The organism is Arthrobacter sp. TE12232 (assembly GCF_054062615.1).
The window spans coordinates 3,285,593-3,300,407 of record NZ_JBSSFK010000001.1; the positions used below are offsets into that span (position 1 = coordinate 3,285,593).

12 protein-coding genes are annotated in these 14,815 nt (G+C 67.2%); 4 read left to right on the plus strand and 8 right to left on the minus strand.

Annotation, left to right across the window (positions count from 1 at the left end; translation table 11 throughout):
• From ACVWZ7_RS14605 to ACVWZ7_RS14620, 4 genes are all read right to left on the minus strand, one after another.
• Complete coding sequence (locus ACVWZ7_RS14605) at nucleotides 1-1,866, minus strand: ABC transporter ATP-binding protein (protein WP_456508301.1); 1,866 nt, start codon at nucleotides 1,864-1,866, stop codon at nucleotides 1-3.
• On the minus strand, nucleotides 1,863-3,686 hold the full coding sequence (locus tag ACVWZ7_RS14610) for an ABC transporter ATP-binding protein (RefSeq protein WP_456508302.1): 1,824 nt from the start codon (nucleotides 3,684-3,686) through the stop codon (nucleotides 1,863-1,865). The genes ACVWZ7_RS14605 and ACVWZ7_RS14610 overlap by 4 nt, the downstream gene beginning before the upstream one ends.
• 434 nt (nucleotides 3,687-4,120) lie before the next feature.
• The gene (locus ACVWZ7_RS14615; protein WP_456508303.1) at nucleotides 4,121-5,068 is read right to left on the minus strand and encodes a metallophosphoesterase; all 948 of its coding nucleotides are present in this window, start codon (nucleotides 5,066-5,068) and stop codon (nucleotides 4,121-4,123) included.
• A 3-nt stretch (nucleotides 5,069-5,071) separates the two neighbouring features.
• On the minus strand, nucleotides 5,072-7,366 hold the full coding sequence (locus tag ACVWZ7_RS14620; protein WP_116766154.1) for a transglycosylase domain-containing protein: 2,295 nt from the start codon (nucleotides 7,364-7,366) through the stop codon (nucleotides 5,072-5,074).
• A 37-nt stretch (nucleotides 7,367-7,403) separates the two neighbouring features.
• Here ACVWZ7_RS14620 and ACVWZ7_RS14625 point away from each other — a divergent pair, with 37 nt between their 5' ends.
• The 3 genes from ACVWZ7_RS14625 to ACVWZ7_RS14635 are packed head-to-tail and all read left to right on the plus strand — an operon-like array spanning nucleotide 7,404 to nucleotide 9,092.
• Nucleotides 7,404-7,559 (plus strand): DUF4177 domain-containing protein, encoded by a 156-nt coding sequence (locus tag ACVWZ7_RS14625; RefSeq protein WP_009359196.1) that lies wholly within the window; start codon nucleotides 7,404-7,406, stop codon nucleotides 7,557-7,559.
• 2 nt (nucleotides 7,560-7,561) lie between these two features.
• Entirely contained in the window at nucleotides 7,562-8,164 is a 603-nt protein-coding gene (locus ACVWZ7_RS14630; RefSeq protein ID WP_344366633.1) for a RidA family protein, read from the plus strand.
• Nucleotides 8,165-8,180: 16 nt separating this feature from the next.
• A complete protein-coding gene (locus tag ACVWZ7_RS14635; protein ID WP_116766152.1) occupies nucleotides 8,181-9,092 on the plus strand; it encodes an NUDIX hydrolase in 912 nt (303 codons plus the stop codon).
• Nucleotides 9,093-9,497: 405 nt separating this feature from the next.
• Here the strand turns inward: ACVWZ7_RS14635 and ACVWZ7_RS14640 are convergent, their stop codons facing one another.
• Nucleotides 9,498-10,175, minus strand: coding sequence for a Crp/Fnr family transcriptional regulator (locus ACVWZ7_RS14640; RefSeq protein WP_011693220.1), 678 nt, complete (start codon nucleotides 10,173-10,175; stop codon nucleotides 9,498-9,500).
• A 220-nt stretch (nucleotides 10,176-10,395) separates the two neighbouring features.
• Here ACVWZ7_RS14640 and ACVWZ7_RS14645 point away from each other — a divergent pair, with 220 nt between their 5' ends.
• The gene (locus tag ACVWZ7_RS14645) at nucleotides 10,396-11,580 is read left to right on the plus strand and encodes a MarP family serine protease (protein WP_456508304.1); all 1,185 of its coding nucleotides are present in this window, start codon (nucleotides 10,396-10,398) and stop codon (nucleotides 11,578-11,580) included.
• Nucleotides 11,581-11,588: 8 nt separating this feature from the next.
• Here the strand turns inward: ACVWZ7_RS14645 and ACVWZ7_RS14650 are convergent, their stop codons facing one another.
• From ACVWZ7_RS14650 to acs, 3 genes are all read right to left on the minus strand, one after another.
• Nucleotides 11,589-11,714 (minus strand): hypothetical protein, encoded by a 126-nt coding sequence (locus ACVWZ7_RS14650; protein ID WP_456508305.1) that lies wholly within the window; start codon nucleotides 11,712-11,714, stop codon nucleotides 11,589-11,591.
• A 71-nt stretch (nucleotides 11,715-11,785) separates the two neighbouring features.
• Nucleotides 11,786-12,262, minus strand: a complete 477-nt coding sequence (gene aroQ / locus ACVWZ7_RS14655; RefSeq protein ID WP_456508306.1) for a type II 3-dehydroquinate dehydratase — start codon at nucleotides 12,260-12,262, stop codon at nucleotides 11,786-11,788.
• A gap of 196 nt (nucleotides 12,263-12,458) precedes the next feature.
• On the minus strand, nucleotides 12,459-14,465 hold the full coding sequence (gene acs, locus ACVWZ7_RS14660) for an acetate--CoA ligase (RefSeq protein ID WP_456508307.1): 2,007 nt from the start codon (nucleotides 14,463-14,465) through the stop codon (nucleotides 12,459-12,461).
• Nucleotides 14,466-14,815: the final 350 nt, after the last annotated feature.

Genomic DNA, 14,815 nt, shown 5'->3' on the forward strand with positions numbered 1-14,815 from the left:
TCAGACCAGGGAGTCCTTCCAGGCGCCGTGGAGCCGGGCGAAGGCGCCGCCGTCGCCGATCAGCTGCCCGGGCGTGCCGTCCTCGACGACGCGCCCGTCGTGCACCACCAGGACCCGGTCCGCGGTCTCCACGGTGGAGAGCCGGTGGGCGATGATGAGCGCGGTCCGTCCGGCGCCGTGCGCGCCGTCCGGGCCGGCTTCCCGCGGGCTTGTCTCCCGCGTGCCCTGCAGCAAGCCGGCGAGGCCCTGCTGGACCATCCGTTCCGACGGGATGTCCAGCGACGAGGTTGCCTCGTCCAGGATCAGGACGGCCGGGCGGGCCAGGAAGGCCCGGGCGAAGCTGATCAGCTGGCGCTGTCCGGCGGAGACGCGGCCGCCTCGCTTGTTGACGTCCGTGTCGTAGCCGTCCGGAAGTTCCGTGATGAAGGCGTGTGCCCCCACGGCCCGGGCGGCGTCCTCGATCTCCTCGCGGGACGCCTCGGGCCGGCCCAGAGCGATGTTGTCCGCGACGGAGCCGCTGAACAGGAAGGCCTCCTGGGTGACCATGACGACGTTGCGGCGCAGGTCTTCGGTGGTGAGCTGGCGCAGGTCCACGCCGTCGAGCGTGAGGGATCCGCCAGAGACGTCGTAGAAGCGGGCGATCAGCTTCGCCAGGGTGGACTTGCCGGCGCCGGTCTGCCCGACGAGCGCGACCGTCTGGCCGGCGGGGATGTGCAGGTCCAGCCTCGGGATGATCACCGGGCCGTCGCCGTAGCGGAATTCGACGCCGTTGAAGTCGATACTGCCGCGCGCGCAGGGCAGGGCCACGGGCGTCTGCGGCGGCCGGACGGTGGGGATTTCCTCAAGCAGGCCCGAGACCTTTTCCAGGGCCGCCTGGGCGCTTTGGAAGGAGTTGTAGAACATGGCCATCTGGTCCACCGGCTGGAAGAAGCGCTTGGTGGACAGGATCAGGGCCAGGAGCACGCCCACCGCGAGCTCGCCGCTGAGGACCCGGAACCCGCCCGTGAGTAGTACGACGGCGACGCAGACGTTGCCGATCAGCACCAGTCCGGGCTGGAAGATACCGTTGAGGTTGATGGAGCGGACGGTTGCGCGCCGGTAGTCCTCGGAGAGTTCGGCGTAGCGCGCGGCATTCTCGCGTTCCTTGCGGAATGCCTTCACCGCGCGGATGCCGGTCATGGTCTCCACGAAGTGCACGATCAGCCGGGCCGAGACCACCCGGGATTCGCGGAAGGCGATCTGGGAATGCTTCTGGTACCAGCGGGCCAGGAAGTACATGGGTACGCCCGCGGCCAGCACCAGCACACCGCTGCGCCAGTCTAGGGCGAACACCGTGATGGCCGTAAAGGCCATGAACAGCACTCCCGAGGCCAGCGAGCTCACGCCGGAATCCAGCAGTTCGCGCAGGGCCTCCAGATCCGAGGTCTGCCGGGCGATGATCCGGCCGGAGGTGTACTTCTCGTGGAATTCCAGGCTCAGCCGCTGCGTGTGGCGGAAGACCCGGACGCGAAGATCCAGCAGCATCGCCTGGCTGAGCCTGGCTGTCGACGTGACGTACAGGGCGGTCAAGCCGGCCGTCGCGGCCGCCGCGGCGAGGTAGGCGACGCCGGCGAACACCAGGGGCAGGCTGTTGCCGGCCCGCAGGGCCGGGAGCGCGTGGTCGATTCCGAAGGCTATCAGCGCCGGCCCGGCCACGCGGGCTGCCTGGGACAGGACGACGGCGCCGATTGTCAGCCAGAAACGCGCCCGGACGGGGCGGATCAGGGAACCCAACAGGGCCAGGGATCGCCGCCGGACGGCTTTGCTCTCGGTCCTGGTGAGGTGCGCGTTGTCCTCGTTGGCGGTGCCGAATGTTGCGCTGCTCATCGGGAAATCTCCTCGGACCGGTCGTCGAAGGCGGACAGTTCTGAATCCAGGTCCCGCGGTTGCGTGTCCAGGCTGGCGATCACGTAGCGGTAGTGGCTGTTGGTGGCGAGCAGCTCCGTGTGGGTTCCGACGGCGGTGATCCGGCCGTCCTCGAGCAGAGCCACGCGGTCGGCCAGCGCCACCGTGGAGGGCCGGTGGGCCACGATCAGCGTGGTGGTGTCCGCGAGGACTTCGCGGAGCCTGGCCTCAACGAGGACCTCGGTGTTCACATCGAGGGCCGAGAGCGGGTCGTCCAGGACCAGCACGGCCGGTTTCGCTGCGATGGCACGGGCCAGGGCGATGCGCTGGCGCTGGCCGCCGGAGAGGCTCAGGCCTTCCTCGCCGATCAGGGTGTCCACCCCGTCCGGCAGCGAATAGGCGAAGTGGGCCTGGGCGACGTCGAGGGCTTCCTCCAGGGCCGCGTCGCGGCTGTCCGCCGGGCCGGCGTCGGGCGCTCCGAGCAGGACGTTGTCGCGGACGGAACTGGAGAACAACGTGGTGTCTTCGAACGCCACGGCAACGACGGTGCGCAGATCCTCCACGCTGAACTCGCGCAGATCCACGCCGTCGATCGTGATGGCGCCGCCGGTGACCTCGTAGAGGCGGGGGACCAGTTGGAGCAGGGCGCTCTTGCCGCTGCCTGTGATGCCGACCAAGGCCATGGTCTCTCCGGGCCGGATGTCCAGGCTGATGTTCTTGAGGATCGGCTTGTCCGGGGCGTCCTCGAACGCGAATGAGGCATCCTGGAAGCTTAGGGCACCCTTCAGCTCAGCCGGCCGGCGCGGCTTGTCCGGGCTGGTGATCGTGTTCCGCGCGTCCATGACCTCGAAGTGCCGGTCCACCGCCGACTTCGCGGTGAGGGCCATGGCCAGCAGCATGCCGCAGAACTCGACCGGCGCTGCCACGACGGCGGCGGTGGCGAAGAAGGCCACGAGGGACCCGATGGAGAGCTGGTCCGTGGAGGCGAGCATGATGCCGACGACCAGCCCGGCGCCGAGGGCGAGCTCGGGCAGCAGCGTCACGACAAGGCTGAAGGTCGCCAGGTGTTTGGCCTTGGCAATCTCGGTCTGCCGGAGCTCCTGGGCCTGCTCGTTGAAGTTCTCCAGCGCCTCTTGGCTGCGGCCGAAGGCCTTCAGGACTCGGATGCCGTGCACGGATTCTTCGACCGTTGTGGCGAGGTCCCCGGCCTGGTCCTGGCTGCGGCGGGCCACCTTGCTGAACCGGGTGCGGAAACGGAATCCGTAGATCATGATCGGCACGGCGGCGGCCAGGAAGATCAGGGCCAGCTGCCAGCTCATTGAGAACATCACCGCGACGCCGATCACCACGGTGAGCGTGGTGACCACCAGCATGATGGCCCCGAAGGCCATCCAGCGGCGCAGGAAATTCAGGTCCGTCATGGCGCGGGAGAGCAGCTGCCCGGAGCCCCAGCGGTCGTGGAAGGACACCGTGAGGTCCTGCAGATGCCCGTACAGGGAGACCCGCATCCGGGTCTCCACGGTGGTGGCAGGGTTGATGACGAACTGGCGGCGCAGGGCTACGAGACCGGCCTCGGCGATGCCCAGGACCAGGATCACGAGCGAGGCGGTCCACACGGCTTCCGCGCTGCCGCCGGGCTTGAGGGATTCGTTGACCAGCACGCGCAGCACCTGGGGGATGGCCAGTGCCATCAGGCTCGCCAGCAGCGCCGAGAGCAGACCCATGACCAGCCGGGGCAGTATCGGCCTGACGTGCGGGTAGAGACGGCTGATGGAGGTGAAGAATGAAGTCTGCTTGGCCATGCCTGCTTCTTAAGACGCCCGTGCGTAGAGAGCACCGTTGAATGTAGTTTCCTGTAGCAACTACCCTAGGCCATCATGTGACCGCATTCACCCGGCACTGGGCGGGCCCGTGGTCTCGGACAGTCATTACGATCCGCAATGAAGTCAGGGTACCGCTCCCCGGACCCCACGGGACATGTCCAGTCCTGGCCCGGACCCCACGGGACATGTCCAGTCCTGGCCCGGGCCCCACGGGACATGTCCAGTCCTGGCCCGGGCCCCACGGGACATGTCCAGCCCTGGCTCCCTGGAGTGGACATGATGCCACCATGCTCATTGCTCGCGAGCAGGGGAGGGCATGTCCCACGGGAAGGAGAGCCACCGGAGGGCATGTCCCGCGGACGGCAGCGTCGGGGGAGGGCATGTCCATCCGTCGGGCCCGCGGGAGGTCAGGGTCAGGCGCGGGAGGTCAGCGTGAGCAGGACGGCTTCGGGGCGGCAGGCGATGCGGACCGGGGCGAACCGGGAGGTGCCGATGCCGCCGGAGACGTTGACCGGCGTCGCCCTGCCGTTGCTTTCCCACGTGTGCAGGCCGCGGGCCCGCCAGGTGGGAAGGTCGCAGTTGGTGACCAGCGCCCCGTAGCCCGGGATGCAGATCTGCCCGCCGTGGGTGTGGCCGGCCAGGATGAGGTCGGCGCCGTCGTCGGTGAAGTGGTCGAGGACGCGCTGGTAGGGCGCGTGGGCGACGGCGACGCGCAAGTGCGGATCGGAGTCCCGGCCCTTGGTACCGCGGGGCCAGCCGGCGTACCGTTCGAGGCGCAGGTGGGGATCGTCGACGCCGGAGAAGTCGAAGCGCATGCCCTGGAGCACCAGGGACTGGCAGCGGTTGGTCAGGTCCAACCAGCCGGACATGCCAAACTCGGACCGCAGCAGCGGCCAGTCGAGCTTCTGTGGGTCTTTGCTCTGGCCGGAGGGCCCGAATAGATATGAGGCGGGGTTCTTCAGGCGCGGGCCGAAGTAGTCGTTCGAGCCGGGAACGAACACGCCGGGGAAATCCAGGAGGGGACGTAGGGCCTCCACGAGGGGGGCCACGCCCTTGGGATGGCTGAGGTTGTCGCCGGTGTTCACCACGAGGTCCGGCCTCAGCTCGGCCAGGGAGGACAGCCACTGGGCCTTCCGGTGCTGGCCCGGCACGAAGTGGATGTCGGAGAGGTGCAGCACCCGGAACGGGCCGAAGCCGGCCGGCAGGATGGGGAGAGTTTCCTCCCGGAGCACGAACTGGTTCTTCTCCCAGATTCCGTAACCGGTGGCGGCCGCCCCTGCTGCGGTGCCGACTGCGGCGGTCACGGCAAAGCCGCGTCCGATGCTTCGAACGCGGCTTGCCAGATCATTCCCCCGGCTCATCGGCTACTTCTTACTGGACTTCGTCGGGGCCGGAGCCGGAGCTAGCGTCGGGGCCGTTGTCGGGTCGGCGGCGGGGGCCGTGGCCGGATCCGTGCTCTGGGTTGTCGGGATGGTCGCCCGCGGCGGCGCGACCGGGGCCGGCGCGTTCAGCAGGTTCGACGGCGGTGCCGGGAACGGATTGGTGCCGTAGGCCGGCGCCACCTGGGCCATGTAGTTCGAGAACTGCGGCCCGGCGATCATGTAGCCGTCGATGCCCCTGTAGAACTTGCCATTGATGGTGACGTTCTGGCCGGCCCGCTGCTGGTTGCCCAGGGGATCGCCAAACCACGTGGCCGTCGCCAGGCCGCTGGTGTAACCGGCCACCCAAGTGGAGCTGTTGGAGTCGTTGGTTCCCGTCTTGGCCGCGATCGGGAAGGTGGTCTTGGTCGAAATCCGGGGCACAATCAGCGCACCAGAACCGCGGTTGAGCACCTCCTGCATGGCATACGCGACGCCGTGGGCCACATCCGGATTGATCGCGTCCCGGCAGTTGGGCGTCTGGGCCGGCAGTTGGGCGCCGGTGGCGTCCGTCACCGAATCGATGGCGATCGGTTCGCAGTACTTGCCGTCGTTGGCGAACGTGGCGAACGCGCTGGCCATGGTCAGCGGCGCCGTCTGGGTGGAGCCGATGAGGTTGCCGAGGGTGGTCATCGGCACCTGCGGATTGGGGTTGTCCGTGCTCGGCAGGCCGCCGTGGATGCCGACGGCGTCGACGATCTTCTGGATCCCGCAGAGATCCACCTGGGCCGCCGTAGCGAAGGTGATCGTGTTGATGGAGTTGGCAAGCCCGTCGAGGACGGACATGTACTTGTAGTAGCCCTCTTCCGCGTTCTGCAGGTCATGGGTGCCGTTGGTCGCGTCATACCAGCCGACGGTCGGGGCGGGGCAGGTGTTCTTCCAGGGGAAATTCTGCGGATATCGGCGCACGGCGCCATTGAGCAGCGTGCTCATGGACTTGCCCTCATTGAGCCATTCCGCGAACGTGAAGGGCTTCATGGTGGAGCCGGGCTGGAAGCCGCCCAGACCGTTGAGGTCGTTGCCCTTGGCGTCCTGGCTGTCCACGTTGAAGTTCTGGGTCTGGTCGAATTTGCCGTCGGCCGGGAACCAGACGGTGTTCTGGGCCATGGAAATAATCTTGCCGGAGCCCGGCTGCACGGACACCAGCGAGGCGCCCCACTTGTCCGGGTTGGCGCCGGCCGAAGCATCAACCTGGGACTGGGCCACAGCCTGGGCGTGCGGGTCCAGCGTGGTCTTGATGGTCAGGCCGCCGCGGAAGATCTTCCGCTCGCGCTCGGCGGCGTCGGCCCCGTAGGCCGGGTTGTTCAGGAGCAGGTGCAACACGTAGTCGCAGAAGTACGGTGCGGTCTGTGAATAGGCGCAGCCCTGGCGGGGTTGGGTGACTTTGGTTTCCACCGGCGTCGCGACGGCGGCGTCATAGTCGGCCTGCTTGATTTTGCCCTGGGTCAGCATCGCCTTGAGCACGAGGTCGCGCCGGACCTTGGCGTTGTCCGGGTTCGCGATGGGGTCGTAGAAGGAGGGGCTGTTCACGACGCCGGCGAGCAGTGCCGCCTGCGGCAGGGTCAGGTCCTTGGCGGTGGTGCTGAAGAAGAACTTGGATGCGGCTTCGATGCCGTAGGCGTCCCGGTTGAAGAAGACGATGTTCAGGTAGCCCTCAAGGATCTGCTCCTTGGTGAACTTCTTCTCCAGCGCGATGGCCAGCTTCATTTCCCGGAGCTTGTCCCCGACGCCCTTGTTGACGCCGTTGAGGAGGACCTCGTCACCCTTGCCTTCGGCCTCCAGCGAGGAGTTGATGACGTTGTTCACGTACTGCTGCGTAATCGTGGACGCGCCCTGCTTCTGGCCGCGGGCGGTGCTGACGAGGGCGCGCAGGATGCCGGTGGTGTCCACGCCGCCGTGCTCGTAGAACCGGTTGTCCTCGATGGCGATTATCGCGTCCTTGATGTACGGGGACATCTGGTCCAGCGAGACGCGGGTGCGGTTCTCCGCGTAGAGATTGGCGATCACGCTGCCGTCGGAGGCCAGAATCGTCGTCGACTGGCTCGGCGGATCGACCTTCAGCTCTGCCGGAAGGGTGTCAAAGAACTGGATCGAACCGCTCGCCGCGCTGCCCGAAACGGCCGCCGCGGGGACCAGGAGCCCCGCCACCAGGACGCCACAAATGGCGCTCACGCCCAGGAAAAGAAGGATCTTTCCGAGGGTGGTGGCCGTGTCGAATAAAGGGTTCTTACCAGTCGCCATGTTTTCCACTTTACCGGCAACGACTAGGCTTTATGTCATGACCAAATGGGAGTACGCCACGATTCCGCTCATCATCCATGCCACAAAGCAGATCCTGGACCAGTGGGGCGAGGACGGCTGGGAGCTCGTCCAAGTTGTTCCGGGCCCTGACGGAAACGGCCTTGTTGCCTACCTGAAGCGGGAGAAGCAGTAGCCATGAGCACCCCCTCTGAAGCCACCCCGGCCACGCCGGCAAACCCGGAAAACGTCGCCGAAGGCACCGCTGCCTCGACGGCCGCCGCAGCGGGCCAGACCGGCGGCACGGGCGCGTCGTCCGCCGTCGAACAGCGCCTCGCGGAGCTGGGCCTGACCCTGCCCGACGTCGCGGCCCCCGTGGCGGCCTACGTTCCGGCCGTCATTTCCGGCAATCATGTCTACACCTCCGGGCAGTTGCCGTTCATCAACGGCAAACTCGAAGCCACCGGCAAGGTGTCCACGGGCTCGGAAGGCGCCTCCGACGAGTCCACGGTTTCCCCGGAAGCCGCGAAGGCATACGCCGCCGTCTGCGCCGTCAACGCCCTGGCGGCGGTCAAGAGTGTGATCGGGGACCTCGACCGCATTACGCGGATCGTCAAGGTGGTCGGATTTGTTTCCTCCGATCCTTCGTTCACCGGCCAGCCCGGTGTCATCAACGGCGCCTCGGAGCTGCTGGGCCAGGTCCTCGGCGATGCCGGCCAGCACGCCCGTTCCGCCGTCGGGGTGTCCGTCCTGCCGCTCGACTCTCCTGTTGAAGTCGAACTGATCGCCGAATTCGCTTAGAAGGCCGGTTAGTTCTTTGCCTCAGTTAGCACGTCGCCTGTTCGTTCTGCCCCCCGATCTTGAAGGAGCAGCACGCAGCTGGCTTGAACACGGTGAACGCACGCCCCGCGCCCCGCGCTTCGCCTCCTCGGTGATCCTCCTGCGGGACTCGCCCACGGGTCTGGAGACCTGGCTCGGGTACCGGACGGGGTCCTCCCCGCTCGGTGTCCTGGCCTTCCCCGGCGGATCGCTCGAAACGTCCGACGACGACGCCGTCGGCTGGCTTGGTCCCTCGCCCCAGCACTGGGCCGAGCAGATGGGGACCTCCGACGTCGGCTTAGCGCGCCGTCATGTGGTTGGCGCCATCCGTGAGCTGTTCGAGGAGACCGGCATCCTGCTGGCCGGCCCGGACCTGTCCACCACGGTGGAGTCGACCTCCAGCGCGGAATGGATGCGCGCCCGGGAAGCCGTGGCGGACCAGGAGAAATCCTTCACCGACGTGCTGGCCAAGCGCGGGCTCTCCCTGCGGACGGATCTACTCAAGCCCCTGGTCAACTGGCTCAGCCCCGATTTCGCCCACCGCCGGTTCAACACCCGCTACTTCGCTGCCACCCTGCCCGTGAACCAGCAGCCCTCCCTGCTCGCCAGCAAGGGCGTCTGGGGCCGCTGGGTCTGCGTCCGCAAAGTTGTCAGCGAACGGGACACCACGGTGCTCGGCGACGAGGTGGGGCAGGAGAACACCGTGGGCCGCACCCTGGGTGAACTCCTGGTTCCTGGCTCGGAGATCATGCTCGAGAAGATGGCCAAGGCCAACGGCTGCATCGCCTACCTCAGCTACAAGCGCAAGGCTCACGTCTACCAGCCCAAGCTCGTCGAGGAAGAAGGCCGGCTCATGCTCGAAGTCGAGGCCGCCAAGACGGTTGCCGGCGAACCCCAGCGGGAGCGTTAGGCCCACACCGCGTGGCCCCGCCTGGCTAGGGTTTGTGACTGCCTGAGGGGTGTGGCGGCCTGACGGGGCTGGCCCGTTGGGGGACATGCCCTCCGTTGGCGCTGGCCGTTGGACATGGTGGCAGTACGTCCATTCCTGGCTTCCGGGGCTGGGCATCTCCCGGCCATACGGCGGCTGCAAAAGGACATGCTCCTCTCTGCGCCGCGCCGTCCTAGGACATGCCCTCCGTTGGCGCTGGCCGTTGGACATGCTGGCAGTATGTCCATTCCTGGCTTCCGGTGCTGGGCATGTCCCGGCCATGGGTCTGTGAAGAATGGGCATGTCCCTCGGACAAGTGGGTACCAACGACAGAAGGCCGGTCCCGTTCATTCCGGGCCCGGCCTTCGTGGTTGCTGCTCAGGTTTCCTAGCGGGAACGCTGGCGCAGTCGCTGCATGTCGAGGATGACGACCGCGCGGGCTTCCAGGCGAAGCCAGCCGCGCTGGACGAATTCAGCGAGGGCCTTGTTGACCGTTTCGCGGGAGGCGCCGACCAGCTGGGCCAGCTCTTCCTGCGTCAGTTCGTGGGCGACCAGGACGCCGTCGGTAGCGGGGCGGCCGAAGCGGTCGGCCAGATCCAAGAGCGCCTTGGCCACGCGGCCCGGAACGTCGGAGAAGACGAGGTCGGAGAGGGAATCGTTGGTACGGCGCAGGCGGCGTGCCAAGGCCTGCAGCAGCTGGGCCGAAACCTCGGGACGGGTGCGCAGCAGCGCATTGAGGCTTTCGTTCTTGAGACCGGCCAGGCGGGTCTCGGAAACTGCCGTAGCCGTCGCCGTTCGCGGGCTGGGGTCAAAGAGCGCCATTTCGCCGAAGAGTTCGCCCGGGCCGAGGATGGCAAGCAGCGATTCGCGGCCGTCCGGCGACGTGCGGCCGAGCTTCACCTTGCCGGAGACGATGAAGTAGAGCTGGTCACCCTGATCGCCTTCCCGGAATACCGAGGCACCGCGTGAAAGGTCCACCTCGGTGAGTTCGTCCGTCAGCAGACGGAACGCCTCGTCGTCGAGCGTGGCGAAAAGGGGTGCGCGGCGCAATACCTCGATATCCATGAAATCTCCTGACTAGCTGTGTCGGCTGGGGCGCTTCAGCCATTCTTTCAGAATTTTGGCGCGTCTGTGACGTAGTTGGCACTGAAACGCCCGAAGGGCTCGAAAGCGGGGTCCCGGAAGTCCCCGCCGATCCCGGAAGACCCGGCAGACCGGCGGCCGATCGGCAAACGTTCAGCTTACACGGCTAGAATCGTGGCTGAACTGTCTGTGAGGAGCCCCGGTGTTTGGCTTGACCATTTTGGACCTGGTGTTGGTTGTGGCGCTTTTGTCCTACCTGATCCACGGCCTTCGCAACGGCTTCCTTGTGACGCTCGGAGGCATCGCGGGATTCGCTGCGGGCGCGGTCGCCGCATTCGTGTCCGTTCCCATCGTCAGCGGGCTCGTGGAAGACAGCGGCTGGCGTCTGACCGCCATCGTGGCCACGGCCATCCTGCTGATGATCGTGGGGAACGGGCTAGGCACCATGATCGGCCGGCGAATCCGCAGCGTTATGCCGTTCAGCCCCCTGCGTGCGGCGGACCGTCTCGTGGGCGGAGGCGTGAACGTCGTCGTGTCCGCCCTGGTGATGTCGATGCTGGCATTCAGCATCGGGGCCCTGGGCGTGCCCTTCGTGTCCCAGCAGATCGCCGAATCCAAAGTCATCGGCTTCATCGACGGCGTGACGCCCACCCCGGTCAAGGCGTCAATGGCCCAGTTGCGCTCCGCAGTGATCGGCGAGGGCATCCCCACCCTGCTGGACGGCATCGGCCAGGGCCAGCCGGTCGCCGTCCCGGACACGAGCACGGATACCCCGGCACTGAACAAAGCAGCCGCGTCGGTCCTCAAGATCGCCGGAACCGCCTACCAGTGCGGCCAGAACCAGACCGGCACCGGCTTTGTCGTCGCCCCCGGACGCGTGGTGACCAACGCCCACGTGGTCGCAGGCGTCGATCAGCCGGTGGTGGAAACGCCCGGCGGCGGCGCCCTGCCCGGGCGCGTTGTGTACTTTGACACCCAGCACGACCTCGCCGTCGTGGCGGTGGACGGCCTGCAGTCGGCACCCCTTCCCCTGACCTCTGACCTGCCGTCCGGCAGCGCCGCGGCCTTCGCCGGCTATCCACACGGCGGTCCGTTCCAGTCCAAGCCGGCCACGGTCCAGGACATCACCACCGTGCTGGTCCCCGACATCTACGGCAACAATGCCGCGCCCGAGAACGTGTACCGGCTCGCTGCCGACGTGCAGCCGGGTAACTCCGGAGGCCCGCTCCTGACCACGGACGGGCAAGTGGCAGGGGTGGTCTTTGCCAAGGCCACCGCCGAGTCCTCGCTCGGATTCGCTATCACCATGACCGACCTCGGCCCCGTCGCGGCCCAGGCGCCGGGTCTGGGCGGCGCCGTCTCGTCCGGACACTGCGTCAAGAAATAGCCCGACATTTACGCCACGAGCTGTTCCTTGCGGTTGCCGGCCACGAGCACTCGCGGGCGCTCCCGGGCGATCACGATCCCCGGGAGTAACCGTTCGACGTGGAAATCCTGCCCCGGCCGGACGAAGGCTTCCACCCGTCGACGTCGTCAGGGCTGCGCACATCCACAGGATTGAGGTCGAAGCAGGCCCGCCACAGTGGACATGCTCAGTCCTTGGCCGCGTGCAGTCCGGCGAGGTATTCCACCGCGAACCGGTAGCCCAGGATCCCGGCGCCGGCAATCACGGCCTTGCTGATGTCCGACAGATAGGAATGGTGACGGAACTGTTCGCGGGCGTGCACATTCGTGATGTGCACCTCGACCGTGGGCAGCGCGACGGCGGAAATGGCGTCCCGGATGGCGACGGACGTGTGCGTGTAGGCGCCGGCGTTGAGCACGATTCCCACCGCCTTCCCGCGTGCTGCGTGGATGGCGTCCACGAGGGCCCCTTCATGGTTGGACTGGAAGCATTCGACGTCCAGCCCGTGCGCCGCACCGGCATCTTTGGCGAGCTGTTCGACGTCGGCCAGGGTCGCCGTCCCGTACTTCTCGGGCTCGCGGGTGCCGAGCAGGTTCAAATTGGGTCCGTTGAGAACAAGGATGGTGCCGCGGCCGGCAGCCCTGGCGGGGGAGGCTTCAGTCATGTCAGCAAATCTATCGCGCCCCGGCCCGTGTGCGCTGTTCGTTACTGCAACACCCTTCGTTACTGCCGACTTTGCGCGCCGCGCCAAAATCCGCGGACAACATTAACGACGGCGGCGCATCCCACCGGGTGGGAGGCGCCGCCGTCGTCCATGCGCCGGTGTCGAAACACTCCGGCGCCCCGGCTGTTTCTGCCGGCTACTTCTTCAGCGAATGCGCGATCTGGGCCATGACGGTGTTGTCGGCGAGGGTGGTGGCGTCGCCGACCTCGCGGCCTTCCGCGACATCTTTGAGGAGCCGGCGCATGATCTTGCCGGAGCGCGTCTTGGGCAATTCCGGCACTACGAGGATGGTCTTGGGCTTGGCGATCGGTCCGATCTCCTTGCCGACGTGGTTCCGGAGTTCCTGAACGATCGCATCGCCGGTGTCCACGGCGTCCCCGCGCAGGATCACGAAGGCCACGACGGCCTGGCCGGTGGTCTCGTCCGCGGCGCCCACGACGGCGGCTTCGGCCACGGCCGGGTGGGACACAAGGGCGGATTCGATCTCCGCGGTGGACAGGCGGTGGCCGGAGACGTTCATGACGTCATCCACGCGGCCCAGGAGCCAGATGTCGCCGTCCTCGTCCTTCTTGGCACCGTCGCCGGCGAAGTACATGGTCTCGAAACGGGACCAGTACGTTTCCTTGAACCGTTCCGGGTCGCCCCAGATGCCGCGGAGCATGGCCGGCCAGGGTTCGCGGATGACGAGGTAGCCGCCGGAGCCGTTGGGCACGGATTCGCCGAGTTCGTCCACGACGTCCACCGCGATGCCGGGCAGCGGGACCTGGGCCGAGCCGGGCTTGGTGGCCGTGACGCCGGGCAGCGGGGCGATCATCTGCGCCCCGGTCTCGGTCTGCCACCAGGTGTCCACGATCGGTGCGGGGATCGCCTTCCGGCCGCTGTCGGCACCGATGACCTCGCGGTACCACATCCAGGCCTCGGGGTTAATGGGTTCGCCCACCGAGCCCAGGACCCGGACCGAAGAGAGGTCGGACTTGGCCGGGATCTCCTTGCCCCACTTCATGAAGGTCCGGATGGCGGTGGGGGCGGTGTAGAGGATGGAGACCTTGTATTTCTCCACGATCTCCCACCAGCGGCCCTGGTGCGGGGAGTCCGGCGTGCCTTCGTACATGACCTGGGTGGCGCCGTTGATGAGCGGGGCGTAGGCGACGTAGGAGTGCCCGGTGATCCAGCCGACGTCGGCGGTGCACCAGTAGACGTCCGTTTCCGGGTGGAGGTCGAAGACGGCCTTGTGCGTGTAGGCGCCCTGGGTGAGGTAGCCGCCGGTGGTGTGCAGGATGCCCTTGGGCTTGCCCGTGGTGCCGGAGGTGTAGAGGATGAAGAGCGGGTGTTCGGAGTCGTGCCCGACGGCGGTGTGTGTGGGGGACGCGGCGCCGACGGTGTCGGCCCACCAGTGGTCCCGGCCCTCGTGCCAGTCCACGTCCTGGCCGTTGCGTTTGACCACGACGACGTTCTGGACGGTGTGGCCGTCGTGGGCCAGGGCCTCATCGACGGCCGGCTTCAAGGCGCTGGGCTTGCCGCGGCGGTAGGTGCCGTCGGCCGTGACCACGAGCTTGGCCTCGGCGTCGTCGATCCGGGACCGCAGGGCCTCGGCGGAGAAGCCGCCGAAGACCACGGAGTGGATCGCGCCGATCCGGGCGCAGGCCAGCAGGGTGATGACGGCCTCGGGAATCATCGGCAGGTAGACGGCCACGCGGTCGCCCTTGGCCACGCCCAGTGACTCGAAGGCGTTCGCGGCCTTCTTCACTTCCTCGGTCAGCTGCGCGTAGGTGTAGGTGCGGGTGTCGCCGGGCTCGCCCTCGAAGTAGATGGCCACCCGGTCCCCGTTGCCGGCCTCGACGTGCCGGTCCAGGGCGTTATAGGCCGCATTGACCTCGCCGCCGACGAACCACTTCGCGAACGGCGGGTTGGACCAGTCCAGCGCCTGGGTGAAGTCCTTGGACCAGCTCAGCAGCTCGCGGGCCTGCTTCGCCCAGAAGGCGGGACGGTCGGCGTCGGCCTCGGCGTAGTCAGCGGCGGTAACCACGGCATTCGCCGCGAACTCGGCCGACGGCGCGAAACGGCGGTTCTCCTGGGACAGATTTTCGAAGGCATCGCCCTGGGGCGCCTGCGTGGCAGTGGTGCCGGGTGTCTGCTGGGACATGGTGAACCTCATCATTCATCGATCCGTGCTGAGCGGACGTTCGTGCCGCCTCCGCGCCGGGCCGCATGCGCGACGTCGGGCGGCGGCAGATCACGGCAGTGCCGCAAGAGCTGTTCTGCAATAAACACTAATACGCGGGTCCGACCAAACGTGCGCCCCGTCACAAAGAGCGCCGTGAGCGGTGTTTGTTAAGCGCCGAGTGGTCTCTTCGGCGATCGGACGTGCCCGTTCCCGCCTCCCCGGCGCAGGCGCCGGGGAACCGAAAATACAGAGAATTCTGCTGTGGGCGCCCTCGGCTTGTCAGCTAGTGATCGGCCATGCACTTGGCTAGGCTGAGATGAAGTTGTGAC

Bases quoted from the DNA above. Each gene is read 5' to 3' on its own strand.
- ACVWZ7_RS14605 (WP_456508301.1), bottom strand. From the start codon at position 1,866: ATGAGCAGCGCAACATTCGGCACCGCCAACGAGGACAACGCGCACCTC.
- ACVWZ7_RS14610 (WP_456508302.1), bottom strand. From the start codon at position 3,686: ATGGCCAAGCAGACTTCATTCTTCACCTCCATCAGCCGTCTCTACCCG.
- ACVWZ7_RS14615 (WP_456508303.1), bottom strand. From the start codon at position 5,068: ATGAGCCGGGGGAATGATCTGGCAAGCCGCGTTCGAAGCATCGGACGC.
- ACVWZ7_RS14620 (WP_116766154.1), bottom strand. From the start codon at position 7,366: ATGGCGACTGGTAAGAACCCTTTATTCGACACGGCCACCACCCTCGGA.
- ACVWZ7_RS14625 (WP_009359196.1), top strand. From the start codon at position 7,404: ATGACCAAATGGGAGTACGCCACGATTCCGCTCATCATCCATGCCACA.
- ACVWZ7_RS14630 (WP_344366633.1), top strand. From the start codon at position 7,562: ATGAGCACCCCCTCTGAAGCCACCCCGGCCACGCCGGCAAACCCGGAA.
- ACVWZ7_RS14640 (WP_011693220.1), bottom strand. From the start codon at position 10,175: ATGGATATCGAGGTATTGCGCCGCGCACCCCTTTTCGCCACGCTCGAC.
- aroQ (WP_456508306.1), bottom strand. From the start codon at position 12,262: ATGACTGAAGCCTCCCCCGCCAGGGCTGCCGGCCGCGGCACCATCCTT.
- acs (WP_456508307.1), bottom strand. From the start codon at position 14,465: ATGTCCCAGCAGACACCCGGCACCACTGCCACGCAGGCGCCCCAGGGC.